A 17,322-nucleotide genomic window follows, 5' to 3' on the forward strand; every position below is an offset into this window, starting at 1 on the left:
GGATTGCGGCCATTCTAATCCTTCCCCGCCCGGACCGCTATCTCGCTTTGCGGAATCCTTTTGTCCGGAGCGACACATGCCTGCTGCAGTTCTTGCCTTGACCGCCGGTGCCTTTGGTATCGGCACCACCGAATTCCTCATCATGGGACTGCTGCTGCAGGTCGCCGCCGACATGCAGGTATCCGTATCCGCGGCAGGCTTGCTGATCTCCGGCTATGCGCTCGGCGTGTTCGTCGGCGCGCCGATCCTGACGCTGGCAACACGGCGGATGCCGCGCAAGGCGGTTTTGCTGGCGCTGATGGCGATCTTCACGCTCGGCAATGCGGCGTGTGCGCTGGCGCCGAGCTACGGGCTTTTGATGGCGGCGCGCATTCTGACCTCGCTGGCGCATGGCACATTCTTCGGCGTTGGCTCGGTGGTGGCGACAAGCCTCGTCCCGGAAGACAAGCGCGCGTCGGCGATCGCGACGATGTTCATCGGGCTCACGGTTGCGACCCTGCTCGGCGTGCCCTTCGGCGCCTGGTTCGGGCTGATGCTCGGCTGGCGCGCGGCGTTCTGGGCGGTGGCGGCGATCGGCGTCGTCGCGTTCATCGTGCTGGCCGTACTGGTCCCCGGCCATGTCGGCGCCAACGACAAGCCTGCGCCGCTGCGCGAGGAGCTCGCCGTGCTCGGCCGCCCGCAGGTGCTGCTCGGACTTGCCATGACGGTGTTCGGCTTCGGCGGGCTGTTCGCGGTCTTCACCTATGTGCAGCCGATCCTGACGCGGCTCACCGGCTTCTCCGACGCCGCGGTGTCGCCGATCCTGCTGGTGTTCGGTGCCGGCCTTGCGATCGGCAATGTCGCGGGCGGACGGCTTGCCGACAAGGGACTTGCGCGGGCGCTGCTGGTATCGCTCGGTGGCCTCGCCGCTGTGCTCGTCGCGCTGACGGCCGTCGTCTCGATCAAGGCATTGGCGGTCGTGCTGCTGTTCATTCTCGGCATCGCCGCGTTCGCGACCGTGGCGCCGCTGCAGCTCCGCGTGCTCGAAGCCGCCGGCGTCGAAGGGCGGACGCTGGCCTCCAGCCTGAACATCGCGGCGTTCAATCTCGGCAACGCGCTCGGCGCCTGGGCCGGCGGCGTCACCATCGATCGCGGCCTCGGCCTCGGCGCGCTGCCGCTGGTGGCAGCCGTCATCACTGCAATCGGCCTGTTGCTCGCGCTGTGGAGCCTGCGCCTCGATCGGCCGGTCGCGCTCGCCGCGCAGTGCCCGGCGGAATGAATCGGATCAAGGGAGCATGACCATGGAATACCGCAATCTCGGTGCATCCGGCCTGAAGGTCCCCGTGCTGAGCTTCGGCACCGGCACGTTCGGCGGCCAGGGGCCGTTGTTTTCGGCCTGGGGCCGCAGCGACGCCAGCGAGGCGCGACGGCTGATCGACATCTGCCTCGAGGCCGGCGTCAATTTGTTCGACACCGCCGATGTCTATTCGAACGGCGCATCGGAGGAGATCCTCGGCGCCGCGATCAAGGGTCGCCGCGACAAGGTGTTGATCTCGACCAAGACCGGCCTGCCGATGGGCGACGGTCCGCTCGATGCCGGCACGTCGCGATATCGCCTCGTCGCCGCGGTCGACGCCGCGCTGCGCCGGCTCAACACCGACTATATCGACCTGCTGCAGCTTCATGCCTTCGATGCCTTCACGCCGGTCGACGAGGTGCTGTCGACGCTCGACGCGCTGGTGCGCGCCGGCAAGCTGCGCTATGTCGGCGCCTCGAATTTCTCCGGCTGGCATCTGATGAAAGCGCTCGGTGTCGCCGAGCGGCACGGCTGGCCGCGCTATGTGGCGCACCAGGTCTATTATTCGCTGGTCGGCCGCGACTATGAATCCGAGCTGATGCCGCTCGCGCTCGACCAGGGCGTCGGCGCGCTGGTCTGGAGCCCGCTCGGCTGGGGCCGTCTCACCGGCAAGATCAGGCGCGGGCAGCCATTGCCGACCAACAGCCGCCTGCACGAGACCGCGCAGTTCGGGCCGCCGGTCGACGACGAGAAGCTTTACGCGATCGTCGACGCGCTGGACGTGGTAGCCACGGAGACCGGCCGCAGCGTGCCGCAGATCGCGATTGCCTGGCTGTTGGCGCGGCCGAGCGTGTCGTCCGTAATCATTGGCGCCCGCGATGAGGCGCAACTGCGCGACAATCTCGGCGCGGTCGGATGGTCGCTCTCGGCGGACCAGATCGCGCGTCTCGACCGCGCGAGCGCGGTGATGCCGGCCTATCCGTACTACCCCTACCGAATCCAGGAAGGCTTCGCGCGGTTGAACCCGTCACCGGTGTGAGTCCGTCGCAGTCTCACGCCTGGACGGTGTGTTCGCAGACCTGCCGGCGATATTCCGCCGGCGTGACGTTCATGTGCTGCCGGAACACGCGATTGAGGTGGCTTTGATCGGCAAAGCCGGCGAGCAGCGCGATCTCCTTCAGCGCGACGCGGTCCTTGCGGAGATGCTGGCACGCATGCTCCACCTTGCGCCGCAGGACATAGGCATGCGGCCGCATGCCGTAATGCACGCGGAATTTGCGGGCGAACTGGACCGGCGTGCAATTGCAGATGTTCGCGAGCTCCTCCAGCGTGATGTTCCGGAAGATGTTCTGCTCGATATAGTCCTCGATCAGCCGGGCATGCGCCGGGCGAAAGCGTCCTTGCGCGCAGGGCATCTTGAACTCGATCGCCGCATATTTCCGCAGGATATGCACGCTCGCCTGCAGCGCCAGCGCATCATAGCAGAGCCGTCCACCGGGACCGCCCGCGGCGACTTCCTGGACCATTTGATCGTTGATCCAGGTCAGCATTGGGTCTTCGACCTTGAGCAGATCGTGAATCTCGATCGTTTCGGCGTCGCGGTCGAAGGCATCGCTCGCGGTCTTCGTCATGAGGGCAGGGGAGATGTAGAAATGGCTGACCTCAATGTCGTTGTTCCAATGCCAGCTTGACGGCTCTGCGCGCGTCATGAGCGACGTGACGCCGCGACCGACCTGATCCTGCTTCCATGTGCCGGTGACGCGGCGGTTCATCGACGTTACGCCGTCGCGATAGAGCACCAGGAGGAAGTTTGCCGACGGCGGGACCCAGATGTCCGACGGCGCATAGCGGAAAATTCGCAACCGGAAATCGCTTCTCCCGACTGACAAACTATCCAGCTTCATCTCGCCGGGAGCGTAGCGCGGCAGCTCCTCGACCGTGATCAACTGGCCCATCGCGTGAGCCTCCTCCCTGGGATTGGTGGCGCGGTTGACCTCTTGTTCTTGGCCGGACGGCTGAGCGCAGAATAGGCCGCTTTCGCCATTTGCCAAGCCGACCAACGGCCGGTGCTCGATTGCACGGTCGCGTTCCAGAGATTGTCGGTTTCATCCAAGCCGCGCGGCCGAACGGCCCGTAGCCTGCTCTGCGTTTCGGCGATAGCGGCCGAGACCAAATTGACGCAACGCACCATCATCCGGCGACACCGCGGATGGGAAGGTGCGTGCGAGAAGCCAGACACAGGAGGAAATCATGACCGAGACCGTCACAAGGTCGAATGGAAGCAATGGTGCGCATGCAACCACCAAGCTCGACGCCGTGGTCGTCGGCGCCGGCGTCGCCGGTCTCTATCAATTGTTCCGCCTGCGTGAGCAGGGATTGAGTGTGAAGGCGATCGACGCCGGGTCTGGTGTCGGCGGCACCTGGTACTGGAACCGCTATCCCGGAGCACGCTTCGATTCCGAAGGCCACACCTATCAGTACCTGTTCTCCGAGGAGCTCTACAAAGGCTGGAGCTGGAGCGAGCGATTCCCCGGCCAGCCGGAAATCGAGCGCTGGCTGAACTACGTCGCCGACCGCCTCGACCTCAGGAAAGATATCCAGTTCGGCACCATGGTGAAGAGCGCGCATTTCAATGAGGCGACGCAACGCTGGCAGGTCGCGACCGACCAGGGCGACGTGATCGATACCCAGTTCCTCGTCACCTGCTGCGGCATGCTCTCGGCCCCGCACGTGTCCTTCCCGGGACAGGAGACGTTCAAGGGCAAGCTGTTCCACACCGCGCGCTGGCCCAAGGGGCCGATCGAGCTCGCCGGCAAACGCGTCGGTGTGGTCGGCAACGGCGCGACCGGAATCCAGGTGATCCAGTCGATCGCCGGTGAGGTCGGCCATCTCAAGGTGTTCATCCGCACCCCGCAATACATCATCCCGATGAAGAACCCGAAATGGGGTGCGTCGGATGCCGAGGCCTACAAGTCGAAGTTCAAGTTCCTCACCGAGCGGCTGCCGAAGACTTTCACCGGATTCGAATTCGACTTCGAGCACGCCTGGGCCGACCTGACGCCGCAGCAGCGCCGCCAGGTGATCGAGGACTGCTGGAACGACGGATCACTGAAGCTGTGGGTCTCGTCCTTCGCCGAACTGTTCTTCGACGAAGCCGTCAACGCCGAGATCACCGAATTCGTGCGCGAGAAGATGCGGGAGCGGATCAAGGACCCCAAGCTGTGCGAACAGCTGATTCCCGCCGATTACGGTTTTGGCACGCACCGGGTGCCGCTGGAGAGCAATTTCCTCGAGGCTTTCCACCGACCCAATGTCGAGATCGTCAGCGTCAAGAACAATCCGATCGCCCGCATCACGCCTGAGGGCATCCAGACCGACGACGGCACGGTGCATGAGTTCGACGTCATCATCCTGGCGACCGGCTTCGACGCCGGAACGGGAGCGTTGACGCGCATCGACATCCGCGGCCGCGACGGGCGGTCGCTGAAGGACGATTGGGGCAGGGACATCCGCACCACGATGGGCCTGCAGGTCCATGGCTATCCGAACCTGTTCACGACGGCGGTGCCGCTCGCGCCCTCGGCCGCACTCTGCAACATGACCACCTGCCTCCAGCAGCAGGTCGAGTGGATTGCCGATTGCATCAGATATTTGCGCGGCAAGAACCTGAACGTCATCGAGCCGACCAGGGATACCGAGGATCAGTGGGTGGCGCATCACGATGAGACCGCCAACGCGACGCTGATCGCGAAGACCAACTCCTGGTACCTGGGCTCCAATGTCGAGGGCAAGCCGCGCCGGGTGCTGTCCTATTGCGGCGGTGTCGGCACCTATCGCCAGAAATGCGACGAGGTCGCCGCGAGCGGCTATCGCGGCTTCGCCACGCAGTAGGGCTGATTTCGTAGCCCGGATGGAGCGAAGCGCAATCCGGGACCAGTGACACCAGCTGCACCAACCCCGGATTTCGCTTCGCTCCATCCGGGCTACGCAGGTCAACATCACAAGAATATTGGAGGAAGACAATGAGCACGAATTTCAGTGCAGCCGCCGATGCAATCCTTGACGGCGTCGTGACTTCAAATCCGCGCGTTCCCGGCGTCGTTGCGATGGTGACCGACCGCCATCGCAACATCTATGAAGGTGCCGCCGGCAAGCGCCGTCTCGACCAGCCCGCCGATATGACGGCCGATAGCGTGTTCGCCATCTTCTCGACCACCAAGGCGATCACCGGGACGGCCGTCCTGCAACTCGTCGAGGAAGGCAAGCTCGATCTCGACGCGCCGGCCAAAACCTATGCGCCCGACATCGGCAAGCTCCAGGTGATAGAGGGTTTCGACGACAAGGGCGAGCCGCGGCTGCGGCCGCCGAAGCGCGACATCACCACCCGCATGCTGATGGTCCACAGCGCGGGTCTGAGCTACGACTTCATCAATCACACCTATAACCGGCTGGCGCAGGAGAAGGGGCAGCCCAGCGTCATCACGGCGTCCAAGGCTTCGCTGATGACGCCGCTGCTGTTCGATCCGGGCGAGCGCTGGGAGTACGGCACCAACATGGACTGGTGCGGCCAGATCGTCGAGGCCATCACCGGCCGCCGGCTCGGGGAAGTCTTCAAGACGCGGATCTTCGAACCGCTCGGGATCATGGACACAACGTTCGAGCTCACCGACGCGATGCGTCGCAAGCTCGCCTGCATCCACGCCCGCAACGCCGACGGCTCGCTCACGCCGATGGATTTCGAGCTGCCGGCCAATCCCGAAATCCACATGGGTGGCCACGGACTTTACGGCACCATCGGCGACTACATGCGCTTCATCCGGATGTGGCTGAACGACGGCGCCGGCGAGCATGGGCGGGTCCTGAAGGCGGAGACCGTGCGGATGGCGGAGAAGAACCATCTCGGCAACAACAAGGTCACCGCGATCACCGGCGTGATCACCTCGCTCGCCAACGACGCCGAGTTCTTCCCCGGTCAGTCGAAATCCTGGGCGCTGAGCTTCATGATCAACGAGGAGCAGGCTCCGACCGGCCGCCCCGCCGGCGCGCTCGGCTGGGCTGGGCTGGCCAATCTGTTCTACTGGATCGATCGGCAGAACGGTTTCGGCGGATACTGGGCGACGCAGATCCTGCCGTTTGGCGATCCGACATCCTTTATCGGCTACATCAATTTCGAGACCGCGTTCTACGAATCCCTGAGGCTGCGCAAGGCGGGATAGGGACAGCCAATCGGAGCGCGCTAAGGGCTAGCCCGCTCCGAGCAGCTCCGTGATCAGCCCCGCCGCCTTGATCCCGGTGCCGCTGATGATGGCGACGGTGCGCTCCGCCGGCCGGATCGCGCCGCGCGTCTTCAGGACATCGAGCGCGGCGGCGGCCGAGGCCGAGGTCGGCTCGACGAACAGACCGGTCTGCGCCAGCCGCTTCAACGCGGCGACGATGCCGTCTTCGGGAATTGCGACGGTGCCGCCGCCGCTCTCCTTCAGTGCCGCGATCATCTGCGTCAGCCGCAGCGGATGCTTGATCGCGGTGCCCTCGGCGATGGTCTTGCGGACCGCGCGATCGACCGGCGTGTCGACGCCGGCGGCGAAGCTGGCATCGACCGGCGAGCAATTGAGCGGCTGCGCCGCGAACAGGCGCGGCAGGCGCGCGATCTGCCCGGCCGCCAGCAGTTCCTTGAAGCCGATATAGCAGCCGAGCAGGCTGCTGCCGGCGCCGACCGGCATGATGACATTGTCGGGCGCGGTGAAGCCGAGATCTTCCCAGATCTCGTAGGCCAGCGACTTGGTGCCCTGCAGGAAGAACGGCTGCCAGTTGTGGCTGGAGTAGAAGATCTGCTTCGACTGGCGGATCGCTTCCGCCTCGGATTCCTCGCGCGGGCCTTCGACCAGCTGCACCTCGGCGCCGAAGGCGTGCATCTGCGCCACCTTCATCGGCGACGTCGTGGCCGGGGCGAGGATCCTGACCCGCATGCCCCCGGCCGCGCCATAGGCCGAAACCGACGCGCCGCCATTGCCGGAAGAGTCCTCCAGCACCGCATCGACGCCGAGTTGGCGCAGGAACGACAGCATCACGGTGGTGCCACGATCCTTGAAGCTTGCGGTCGGATTGAACCATTCGAGCTTGAAATGCGGCCGCAGGTCATCCCACGCCTTCTCGACGGCTGGCGTGCAGCCTTCGCCCATCGTGATCGGCCGCCTGATCTCGACCGGCAGCGCCGCGCGATAGCGCCACAGCGACCGCGTCGTGCGATCGATGTCGTCGCGGGAGATGCCCGGCAACGGCGTTATCAGGAGCGGCTTGCCTTCGTCGGAGCACCAGCGCGGAATATCCAGCGGATAGAGCTTTCCGTTGAGCGGGTCGATGTAGTTGGGTGAAGGCATGTCGTGAGATCCCAAACGCGAGTGGCATTCGGCGGCCGTTACGCCGCGCCGGCCTGCTTGCTCAGATAGCTCTTTGCAAAGTCGAGATACCAGTCGAGGCATCCTGGATTGGCCATCGCATCGCGATTGATGACCTTTTCGACGGGGTGGCCGAGCAGCAGCTTCTTGACCGGCAGCTCCTGCTTTTTGCCGGACAGCGTGCGCGGAATCTCCGCCACGACGAAGATGTCGTTGGGCAGGAAGCGGCGCGACAGCCCGGCCTCGACCGCCTTGTTGATCTTGGCCTTCATCGCGGCATCGAGTGCAATGCCCTCGCGCAGCACCACGAACAGCGGCATGTAGCTGTCGCGGCCGAGATATTCGAGGTCAACCACCATCGAATCCAGTACCTCCGGCAGCGCCTCGATCGCGGAATAGAGCTCGCTGGTGCCCATCCGCAAGCCATGGCGGTTGATGGTGGCGTCGCTGCGGCCGTAGATCACGCAGGAGCCGTCGGGGTTGATCTTGAGCCAGTCGCCATGCCGCCACACCGGGCCGCGGCCGGACCCGTCGAAATTGTCGGGATAGGTTTCGAAATAGCTCGACAAATAGCGCGCGTTGCCGGGATCGTTCCAGAAGCGCAGCGGCATTGAGGGCAGTGGCTCGGTGCAGACGAGCTCGCCGACCTCGTCGATCACCGCGCGGCCCTGCTCGTCGAACGCTTCCACCGCGCAGCCGAGCAGGCGGCATTGCATGATGCCCGGCGTCTGCGGCAATTCGCGATTGCCGCCGATGAAGGCGCCGGCGAAGTCGGTGCCGCCGGAAATATTGGCCCACCACATGTCGGCCTGCGCGGCGTTGCCGTTGTGCTTCGCAAGCGCGGCGAAGCGTTCGTTGAACCAGGCCTGGGTGTCGGCGCTGAGCGGCGAGCCGGTCGAGCCGAGCGCGCGCAGGCCGGAGAGGTCGCCGACGGCAGCGAGATCGATCTCCGCCTTGGTGCAATTGGCGAAGAACGCCGCGCCGGCGCCGAAGAAGGTCGCCTTGGCGTCGGCGACGAAGCGCCACAGCGTGGTCCAGTCCGGCTTGTCCTTGGTGCCGCCGGGACTGCCGTCGAAGATGCAGCAGGTCGTGCCGTTGAGCAGGCCGTTGGCCTGGCAATTCCACATGATCCAGCCGGTCGAGGAGTACCAGTGGAAGCGTTCGCCGAACGAGTTTGGCTGATAGCTGCAGCCGACGTCGTTGTGCAGCGTCGAGAGCGGCAGCGCCACCACGATGATGCCGCCATGGCTGTGCAGGATCGGCTTCGGCAAGCCGGTGGTGCCCGAGGAATAGACGATCCAGAGCGGATGATCGAACGGCAGCCATTCCGGCTCGAAGGCGTCGATCTCCGCACTCCGGCCCGCGAGGATCGCTGACAATCGCGTCTCGGACGGCGCGGCGTCGCTGTGCAGGATGACATGCTGCACGGTCGGCAGCGCGCGCCGCAATTCCTCGATCACACCTTGCCGGTCGTGGCTCCGGCCGGCATAGGTCACGGCGTCGCAGGCGATCAGCACCTTCGGCTCGATCTGCTTGAAGCGATCGATCACCGCGGGCGCCGCCATGTCGGGCGCGCAGACGCTCCAGACCGCGCCCAGGCTCGCGGTCGCGAGGAACGCGATGATCGTCTCGGGAATGTTCGGCAAGTAGGCGGCGACCCGGTCGCCGGCGCGCACGCCGTTGGCCTTCAGATGCAGCGCCAGCGCTGCCGATTTGCGCTGCAGCTCGGGCCAGCTCGTCTCCGAGAGCTTGCCGTCCTCGCCGCTCGAGATCAGGGCCGGCAGTCCCGCGGCATGCGCCGGCGCGACATGGCGGAAGACCTGGCGCGCGTAGTTCACCGAAGCGCCGGGAAACCACACCGCGCCCGGCATCTTGCGCTCGGCCAGCACCGCCGAATGCGGCGTCGGCGAGCGCAGGTCGAAATAATCCCAGACGCTCTGCCAGAAGCCGTCGATATCGGTCACCGACCAGCGCCGCATCGCCTCGAAATCCGCAAATTCAAGGCCGCGCGTCTGCTGCAGCCATTGGCGGTAAAGGGCCATTTGCGGGACGTGAGCTGCTGTCATGGGCGTTTCCGAAAGTCCTTGTGTTGTGGCAGGCGATCGAGGCCCGCCGGCGTGTCTTAACATAGTGATGCGAGCACGGGGAACGCAGTCGAGCAGCAAGCTGCGTCATATTCTTACCGCCTCCGCAGCGTGCTATTGCGTTGGGTGCGGGGCTGATTCCATGTGTATCCGGTGAAGTGAGCGGCCATGTCCGTCGGCGAACTTTTCATCCTCGGCTTCTACGGCAAGGTCGTTCCGCCTTGGCTGAAGGAATTTGCCGCGCAATTCGGACTCGGCGGGGTGATCCTGTTCGACTATTCCTGCCAGACCCGGCAATACGACAACAACATCGCCTCGCCCGCGCAGGTGCAGTCGCTCTGCGCCGAGATCGCGGCGCTGCCGTCGCGGCCGCTGGTCTTCATCGACCAGGAGGGCGGCCTGGTGCGGCGGCTCAAGGACAGCTGCGGTTTTCAGCCGCTGCCGAGCGCGAAGGAGTTCAATCTGCTCGCGCGCGCGGACAAGCAGACGGTCCTGGCCGCAAGCTACGGCGAGCTGCGCCGGCTCGGCATCCGCTACAATTTCGCGCCTGTCATCGACGTCGACTACAATCCCGACAATCCCAACATCGGCAGGATCAAGCGGTCCTATTCGCCCGATATCGGTGAGGTCGAGGCCAATGCCCGGCTGGTCGACGCTGCGGCGCGGCAGGCGGGAGTCGGCCTCTGCCTGAAGCATTTTCCGGGCATCGGCGGTGCAAGCGTCGATTCACACCTGGAGTTCATGGACATTTCCGATGCGCTGCGTCCCGAGCAGGAGGAGCTGTTCTACGCGCTGGCGCCGCGCACCTATGGCGATGCGGTGCTGGTCAGCCACGCCATCGTCCGGCAGTGGGACGCGCAGCATCCGATGACATTGTCATCGGCCGGGCTCGGCCGGCTTCGCCGTCGCTTGCCCGAGACGCTGCTGATCACCGACGACATGCAGATGCAGGGGCTGCAGAAGGCGCTCGGCACAAGCGCGGCCAGCCTGCAGTCGATCGCCGCCGGCATGGACATGATCTGCATCGGCAACAATCTGTTCGACCAGGAGCAGGAGATGACCGGCATCGCCGCGGCGGTCGCGGGTGCGGTGCAGGATGGATCACTCGATCAGGCTGCGGTGCGGCGATCCATTGCGCGTGTGCAAGAGCGCAAGGCGCTGTTCGCCTGACGGCGTTGAACCAAATTTTGCGTCGGGCGACCACAAAGGTGTGGAACCAAATTTCATTGCCGCGATTTAACAATGACGCTCATCGGGGCTGACAACCATGAAGATGCTCAAGCGTCTCTTCCGATTGACCTGGCTACGTCGGGCCGCACGCAAACCAGCCGATTTTCCGCCTGCCTCCATCGATCCTGACGAATTCAGCCGCCTGCTTTGCAGCGGGCGCGCCGAGGATTTGCGGACACTGGCAAAGCGATTGAGCCAGCGCTCGCGGGCCCACGCATAGGCGGTGGATCGGATCCAATCGCTAGCCCGGTCTTCGGCTAAAACCGGCAACTCCGGCGCGCGGCCGTGACTCCCGGCAACGGTCTCGATGCGATCAGCTACTTCTTTGCTTTTTCATGATTGCCGATCCCGACCGCCTTGTAGTCGTAGGTCGGGTAGAACTCGGTGTGGTAGGCGCCCCAGGCGCTGTTCTCGATGACGCGGTTGACCTCGCGCAGCCGCGATGCCGGCAACCGCAGCGTCACCACCTGGCCGATCCCCATCATCACGTACCAGCTGACGACCTCGACACCCTCGGGCGGAAACGCCTTGTAGAAGCCCTGCCGCTCAAGCTGGGCATTGAGCTCACCGAGCGGTCGCGACTGATCATGCTTGAAGAAGATGGTGAGCATGACGGCGTTGTCGGGCGTCGGCGTTGCATCGCTGGTCGGCGCGGTCTGGGCCTGCGCGCCTGCGCCAAGCAGCAGTGCCGCGGCGAGCGCCGCAATCGTCATCCAGGAAATCCAGGATCCGTTCCACCCTCGCTTCATGGCCGCGCCCTTGTTGCTGATCGAGAGGCAGCGATCATCGCGACGCCTGTCGGGGCTGTAAATTGACATTCGCCTGATCCGATCCCTACCCGATGCGCACCCGATGCTGCCCGGCTTATGTGAACCGTCTCATAGGTGCGCGCGCCCGCGTGCGGTATGCCGACGCCATCCCGATGCCCAGAGGGATGATCGATGACGACCCGGCGAATGGCATATTGGTGGTTCAGGTTCGTTCTTTCGGGGCGGTTCCTGCAGAAATTCCTTCGGCTCCGGCGCCCTTGAGGCGATGCCGGGTCGCTTTTTTCAATCCGGAACCAAGGGGCCGGAAACGGCTGGTCGAACCGTTGAAGGTCAATGCCGGGCCGCGCATCCCGCCGGTGGCCACCTCGCTTACCCGTCCCGTAAGAATACTGTAATTCGACTCAAATATGCGAGGTTTGTTGCCAAATCAGCGGTAATCTGCGCCTGCTTGGCAGGTCGGGGCCCGAGGTCACAGTTGCGTCACCCGTAGTTCTACGGAGTCCCGCGTTAACGCGGCCACAAGTTCACCTTTGGTAAACCATACTTATGACGCAACATGACAACCGAGCCGAGGCGCGCCTTCCGGCATGGACGGGTGGAACCGCGACCCTCGAGCCGCAGCCGCTTGAGGCTCAGGGACCCGCAGTACCGCGGCCGCAGGCGGACGCCGGTGCCGCGATCGTCCGGCAGTTCAATGGGCCGGTGACGGCGCTGCTGCTCTATATGAATGAGCTCAAACAGCACAGTCAGCAATTCGCGCACGCGCCCGGCAATGGCGTCTATCTGCGGCAGGTGATCGAGAACGCGCTCGAGCAGACCGAGCGCGTGTCCGCGATGCTGAAGCAGATTTCCGACCTCTATCCCAATGCCGTCCCGGCCACCGATCTCAAGCCGCCGGGCGACGACAAGCCGGCAGGCTCCCGGTCGCCGGATGTCATGTTCGCGCCGGAAGCCGGCCGCAAGCCGTTGACCAAGCGCGAGCGTGAAGTGCTCAGCCTGATCAGCGACGGCTATTCCAACAAGCAGGGCGCGCTGCGGATGAACATCAGCCCGCGCACGTTCGAGAGCCATCGCGCCGAGGCGATGCGCAAGCTCGGCGCGCGCAACACCGCCGATCTCGTCCGCAAGGCCTTGCTGCATTCCGCATAGAGCGATTTCAAGCGAAGTGGTTCGCGTAAAGGAGACGCGTCAAAACTGAAATCCAGGGCCGCGTTCCGATTCCATCGGAACGCTCTGAGCGGTGTTCGGTTCGTTAGAACCAGGTTCTCAGAAATCGTCTTCTCAGAAATCGTCTTCCGCGGCGAAGCACAGGCGCGGCGCGAGCCGAGCGGCCGGCGCGGATGTTTTCGGTTCATCCGGAACGATCGTGACCACCCACGCCGCCGTCGCGCCGGACTTGCTTTCGACGATCGCGCGCACACGTCCCGTGACGGTCGCGCCGGCCGACCGTACGGTGGCGGTCCGGCCGTTGAACTGGGCCATGCGGAAGCGCCGGGCTTCCTTCCGGTCGGTCGTCTGGTACGTGAACATCGGCTCCCCCGTGCGTCCACGTGAATGTGAGGAAACAGCGTTATCCGACGATGAAAATCGCACGCCGTAGAAGTACGGCTTGCACAGCGGTCAGAGCGCTTTTGAGCGAAGCGGGTGCCGGCTCGCGCGAAGAAGACGCGGCAAAACAACACGCGCTAACGGCCGACTTCCTGACAACTCAGCAGTCCCGCATATTGCGCCTTGACCGCGGCGTAGCATTCGCACGCGGTCTTGATCAGCCCATCCGCGTTGGTGATCTCGATGTGCCCGCGGCTGTAGTGGATGAAATTGGCCTGTTGCAAGGTATGCGCGACCAGCGACACGCTGTTGCGGCGCGCGCCGATCATCTGCGCCATCGCCTCCTGCGTCAGGACGATCTTGTTGCTGCCGGAGAGATCGCGCGTGTGCAGCAGGCATCGCGCCAGCCGTGACTCCACGGTGTGCGCGGCGTTGCAGCCGGCGGTTTGCTGGATCTGGGCATAGACGGCGAGCCCGTGCCGGATCAATCTCGCGCGAAGGGTCGGGCTCTGGCCGGCAGCTGCGCGCAACGGCTCGAGTTCCACGGTCGAGGCGATGCCGGGCACCAGCACCGTGGCGTTGTTGAGGACAGGCCCTTCGACGAGCGGGGCGAATGCGCCATAGATGCTGTCGCGGCCGACCATCGCGACCTGCACGCGCTCGCCTCTCGCCAGCTTGACCACCAGCGAGATCACGCCCTTGTGCGGCATGTAGGTCCGCTTGAGCATCTCGTCGGTCTCGACCAGGACCGAATCGGCCGCGAGCTCGACCGTCCGCAGATGCGGCCGAATCAATTCGAAATCGCTCGCCGAGAGCGACGCCAGGAATCCGTTGGGTGATCGAGGAACCGTTTCCAAAGCAACCTCCAGCCTGCCGGCAAAGCTTGTCTCTGGGCCCAGGCTGGCGCGTGCAGCTGGACGTTCATGCAACCTATTCTGGCACGTCAAGGTTCCAATGGAAACATGTCTTGCTTCCAATAGGAATGCGCCTATCGCCGCACATTCGGGTTGTGTGCGCGGTCACAGTTGGGGCTGGGCGGCGCGCCGGTCAGTCTTCCGGCCCGATCAATTGTTCGGCGTGCGCCTTGACCGTCGTATAGCATTCACACGCCGCCTTCCGCAGGCCGTCGATATCGGTGATCTCGATATGACCGCGGCTGTAACGCAGGATACCGGCCTGCTGAAACCCATGCGCGACAATCGAAACCGCATTGCGACGGACACCGATCATCTGCGCCAGCATCTCCTGGGTGAGCGGCAACGCCTCGCTGCCGCACAAATCGCGTGCGCGCAGCAGCCATCGTGACAGCCGTGCCTCCACCGGATGCGAAACATTGCAGGCGACGGATTGCTGCGTCTGCGCCATCAGCGCCTGCTCATAGAGCGCAACCAGGGTCCGGAAATCCGCGCTGCGATCTGCTGCCTCGCGGAAATCCTCCGCCCGCATCATCGAGGCTGAGCCTGGCACCACGACAATCGCGTCGGCAAGCAGCGGCCGCTCGTGCAGGGCGGCAGACGCGCCCACGACGCCGTCGCGACCTACGGTTGCAATCTCGACAGATTGCCCGTCGGACAGATTGATCATCATCGAGACCACGCCGCTATGCGGAAAATAAACCCGCTGCACCGGCGCGCCGGCATCGGCGAGCGCCGTTTCCTTGGTCAGGTCGACGGTTTCCAGAAGGGGATGAAGTTGCGCGTACTCCGTGGGGGGAAGTGCTTGCAACAGACGATTGGGCGGACGCGATACCGCGGACATTGCTGCTCCTGCCGAGGGCGGGAGCACTACGGTCTCGCATCACCTACTCTTGGCGTGTGGAAGGACTGCGAACATAGCTTGCCTGTCCAATTGCACAAGGGTTGTGGTGTCGAAACTATACCCTTTAGAGGGCAGACGGCGTGGCCGCCGCCGGCACCGGTGATCGACGTCGATTCGCGCGGCGCGAGATACGAGCGCGACTTTGTCTCTCATTTATTGATTTCCATTAACTCTGTTCCTCGCCGGACTTTGCATCGTGGTGACTTGTAACGCCGGCTATCGACGCGCCGGGCCCGCCGCGCCGGGATGCTACAAGTCCTGCACATGCACGGGAAATTCGCGGCCATGACGTCGGTCCGGCGCCGACCGCGGCGCTGCCGCGACCAGCCATCGCGCCGGCCGCCCGTCGAATCACCGGCAAGGCCGTCCTGGGTATTTGTACGGACCAGCCCTTTAACGAACGGGTAGCGCGGACGGACCAGTGTGTCGTGGGTCGCCGTGCGAAATTTACGGCGTCGCGTCAATCGTGTTCATCCAGAAGGGTATCCAGTATGTCCGGCATCGTTCTTTCGGCATCGGTCCGTCAAAACCTGCTTTCGCTGCAGTCGACCGCTGACCTGCTCGCCACCACGCAGAACCGCTTGTCCACCGGCAAGAAGGTCAACACTGCGCTCGACAATCCGACCAACTTCTTCACGGCGCAGTCGCTCGACAACCGCGCCAGCGACATCAACAACCTGCTGGACGGCATCGGCAACGGCGTGCAGGTGCTGCAGGCCGCCAACACCGGCATCACCTCGCTGCAGAAGCTCGTCGACAGCGCCAAGTCGGTCGCCAACCAGGCCCTGCAGGCCGCGGTCGGCTATTCCGCGAAGTCGTCGGTGACGACCGCTGTGATCCCCGGCGCGACCGCTGACAACCTGCTCGGCACCGCGACCCCGACCAACGCAACCCTCACCAGCACCGCCGCCTATACCGGCATCGACCTCACCGCGGCCGGCGCGAACCTGACGTTCCAGATCAACAGCCAGACTGTGACCTTGAACTCGGGCACGAACTATTCCGCCACCCAGGTTCGCGACGCCATCAACACGCAGGTCGGCGCCAGCGCTAAGGTCGCCGCCTCGATCGACGGCACCGGCAAGCTGGTCCTGACCAGCACCAACACCGCCGGCGCCGCGGACTCGCTCACCGTCGGTACGTTCAGCTCGGGCGACGCGACGCAGCTCGGCCTCCCGGCCGGTGCGACGGCGACCGCAAACGGCACGGCCGGCGCGAGCCCGCTCGACACCCTCACGCTGACCATCGGCGCGACCGGCAACGGCACCGCGACCAACATCACCTTCGGCACAGGTGCCGGCAAGGTGAAGTCCCTCAACGACCTGAACGCTGCACTCGCGGCCAACAACCTGCAGGCCTCGCTCAGCGCGGCCGGTGCGCTCACCATCAGCACCACCAACGATGCCGCTTCGGCGACCATCGGCACGATCGGCGGCACGGCGGCCGGCGCCGGCAAGCTGTTCAACGGCCTCGCGGGCAGCGCTCCGGTGCAGGACCCGACTGCGCTGGCGAACCGCGCCAACCTGGTCAACCAGTACAACAACATCCTGGATCAGATCACCACGACCGCCCAGGACGCGTCGTACAACGGCATCAACCTGCTCAACGGCGATCAGCTCAAGCTGACCTTCAATGAGACGGGCTCCTCGACGCTGAAGATCCAGGGCGTGACCTTCGACGCCACCGGCCTCAACCTCACCAAGCTGACCGCCGGCACGGACTTCGTGGACAACGCTTCGGCCAACGCCACGCTGAAGACGCTGAACAACGCGAGCGGCCTGCTGCGCACCCAGGCTTCGACCCTCGGTTCGAACCTGTCGATCGTGCAGATCCGCCAGGACTTCTCGAAGAACCTGATCAACGTGCTGCAGACCGGTTCGTCCAACCTGACGCTGGCCGACACCAACGAGGAAGCGGCCAACAGCCAGGCGCTGTCGACCCGCCAGTCGATCGCGGTGTCCGCGCTGGCGCTGGCCAACCAGTCGCAGCAGAGCGTGCTGCAGCTGCTCCGCTAAGCGTAGCCGCAACAGACATCGACTATCGGGGCGGCGGAGGAAACTCCGCCGCCTTTTGCTTGTGTGCCGAGTATGAACGACAGCTTGGAGGTGGAAGTCCTCTACCCAGCCTGATGGCGGCGAAGGGTTAGCGAAGCGCAAGGGCATCATCGCGAGGTGGGGTCTGAAGAAAGCGTGGAGCAAAGC

At 64.6% G+C, this 17,322-nt stretch carries 15 protein-coding genes; 8 read left to right on the forward strand and 7 right to left on the reverse strand.

The annotated features are described in order from the left end of the window. Positions 1-76 precede the first annotated feature (76 nt). Together I6F38_RS35695 and I6F38_RS35700 are read left to right on the forward strand one after the other, a co-directional pair. The gene (locus I6F38_RS35695; RefSeq protein ID WP_225163734.1) at positions 77-1,258 is read left to right on the forward strand and encodes an MFS transporter; all 1,182 of its coding nucleotides are present in this window, start codon (positions 77-79) and stop codon (positions 1,256-1,258) included. Positions 1,259-1,280: 22 nt separating this feature from the next. Then, positions 1,281-2,315 (forward strand): aldo/keto reductase, encoded by a 1,035-nt coding sequence (locus I6F38_RS35700; protein ID WP_225163735.1) that lies wholly within the window; start codon positions 1,281-1,283, stop codon positions 2,313-2,315. A gap of 13 nt (positions 2,316-2,328) precedes the next feature. On the opposite strand, the gene I6F38_RS35705 is transcribed toward I6F38_RS35700, so the two are convergent. Then, positions 2,329-3,231 carry an AraC family transcriptional regulator gene (locus tag I6F38_RS35705; RefSeq protein ID WP_057020892.1) on the reverse strand — a complete coding sequence of 301 codons (903 nt, stop codon included), beginning with the start codon at positions 3,229-3,231 and terminating at the stop codon, positions 2,329-2,331. Positions 3,232-3,526: 295 nt separating this feature from the next. Between I6F38_RS35705 and I6F38_RS35710 the strand changes: the two genes are divergently transcribed. Together I6F38_RS35710 and I6F38_RS35715 are read left to right on the forward strand one after the other, a co-directional pair. Further along, positions 3,527-5,167, forward strand: a complete 1,641-nt coding sequence (locus I6F38_RS35710) for an NAD(P)/FAD-dependent oxidoreductase (protein ID WP_225163736.1) — start codon at positions 3,527-3,529, stop codon at positions 5,165-5,167. A gap of 131 nt (positions 5,168-5,298) precedes the next feature. Beyond that, positions 5,299-6,492: a serine hydrolase domain-containing protein gene (locus tag I6F38_RS35715; RefSeq protein ID WP_225163737.1), complete on the forward strand. Its 1,194-nt coding sequence runs from the start codon at positions 5,299-5,301 to the stop codon at positions 6,490-6,492. A gap of 27 nt (positions 6,493-6,519) precedes the next feature. Here I6F38_RS35715 and I6F38_RS35720 read toward each other — a convergent pair whose 3' ends face one another. Both I6F38_RS35720 and I6F38_RS35725 read right to left on the reverse strand, forming a co-directional pair. Then, the gene (locus tag I6F38_RS35720; protein ID WP_225163738.1) at positions 6,520-7,653 is read right to left on the reverse strand and encodes a threonine synthase; all 1,134 of its coding nucleotides are present in this window, start codon (positions 7,651-7,653) and stop codon (positions 6,520-6,522) included. A gap of 38 nt (positions 7,654-7,691) precedes the next feature. Beyond that, a complete protein-coding gene (locus I6F38_RS35725; protein WP_225163739.1) occupies positions 7,692-9,737 on the reverse strand; it encodes an acetoacetate--CoA ligase in 2,046 nt (681 codons plus the stop codon). A 186-nt stretch (positions 9,738-9,923) separates the two neighbouring features. Between I6F38_RS35725 and I6F38_RS35730 the strand changes: the two genes are divergently transcribed. Then, positions 9,924-10,925 (forward strand): glycoside hydrolase family 3 N-terminal domain-containing protein, encoded by a 1,002-nt coding sequence (locus I6F38_RS35730; RefSeq protein WP_225163740.1) that lies wholly within the window; start codon positions 9,924-9,926, stop codon positions 10,923-10,925. A gap of 97 nt (positions 10,926-11,022) precedes the next feature. Next, positions 11,023-11,205 carry a hypothetical protein gene (locus tag I6F38_RS35735; RefSeq protein ID WP_225163741.1) on the forward strand — a complete coding sequence of 61 codons (183 nt, stop codon included), beginning with the start codon at positions 11,023-11,025 and terminating at the stop codon, positions 11,203-11,205. A gap of 97 nt (positions 11,206-11,302) precedes the next feature. On the opposite strand, the gene I6F38_RS35740 is transcribed toward I6F38_RS35735, so the two are convergent. Then, the gene (locus I6F38_RS35740; protein ID WP_225163748.1) at positions 11,303-11,734 is read right to left on the reverse strand and encodes a hypothetical protein; all 432 of its coding nucleotides are present in this window, start codon (positions 11,732-11,734) and stop codon (positions 11,303-11,305) included. A 567-nt stretch (positions 11,735-12,301) separates the two neighbouring features. Here I6F38_RS35740 and I6F38_RS35745 point away from each other — a divergent pair. After that, a complete protein-coding gene (locus I6F38_RS35745; RefSeq protein WP_225163742.1) occupies positions 12,302-12,904 on the forward strand; it encodes a helix-turn-helix transcriptional regulator in 603 nt (200 codons plus the stop codon). Positions 12,905-13,036: 132 nt separating this feature from the next. Here the strand turns inward: I6F38_RS35745 and I6F38_RS35750 are convergent, their stop codons facing one another. The 3 genes from I6F38_RS35750 to I6F38_RS35760 all read right to left on the reverse strand — a co-directional run bounded on the left by I6F38_RS35750 (position 13,037) and on the right by I6F38_RS35760 (position 15,061). Continuing rightward, positions 13,037-13,285 carry a hypothetical protein gene (locus I6F38_RS35750; protein ID WP_225163743.1) on the reverse strand — a complete coding sequence of 83 codons (249 nt, stop codon included), beginning with the start codon at positions 13,283-13,285 and terminating at the stop codon, positions 13,037-13,039. A gap of 155 nt (positions 13,286-13,440) precedes the next feature. Further along, on the reverse strand, positions 13,441-14,160 hold the full coding sequence (locus tag I6F38_RS35755) for a Crp/Fnr family transcriptional regulator (RefSeq protein WP_225163744.1): 720 nt from the start codon (positions 14,158-14,160) through the stop codon (positions 13,441-13,443). 190 nt (positions 14,161-14,350) lie between these two features. Then, entirely contained in the window at positions 14,351-15,061 is a 711-nt protein-coding gene (locus tag I6F38_RS35760; RefSeq protein WP_225163745.1) for a Crp/Fnr family transcriptional regulator, read from the reverse strand. A gap of 551 nt (positions 15,062-15,612) precedes the next feature. Between I6F38_RS35760 and I6F38_RS35765 the strand changes: the two genes are divergently transcribed. Next, positions 15,613-17,136 carry a flagellin gene (locus tag I6F38_RS35765; protein ID WP_225163746.1) on the forward strand — a complete coding sequence of 508 codons (1,524 nt, stop codon included), beginning with the start codon at positions 15,613-15,615 and terminating at the stop codon, positions 17,134-17,136. Positions 17,137-17,322 lie beyond the last annotated feature (186 nt).

This window comes from Bradyrhizobium sp. BRP56 (genome assembly GCF_020194035.1).
Lineage (GTDB): Bacteria > Pseudomonadota > Alphaproteobacteria > Rhizobiales > Xanthobacteraceae > Bradyrhizobium > Bradyrhizobium australafricanum.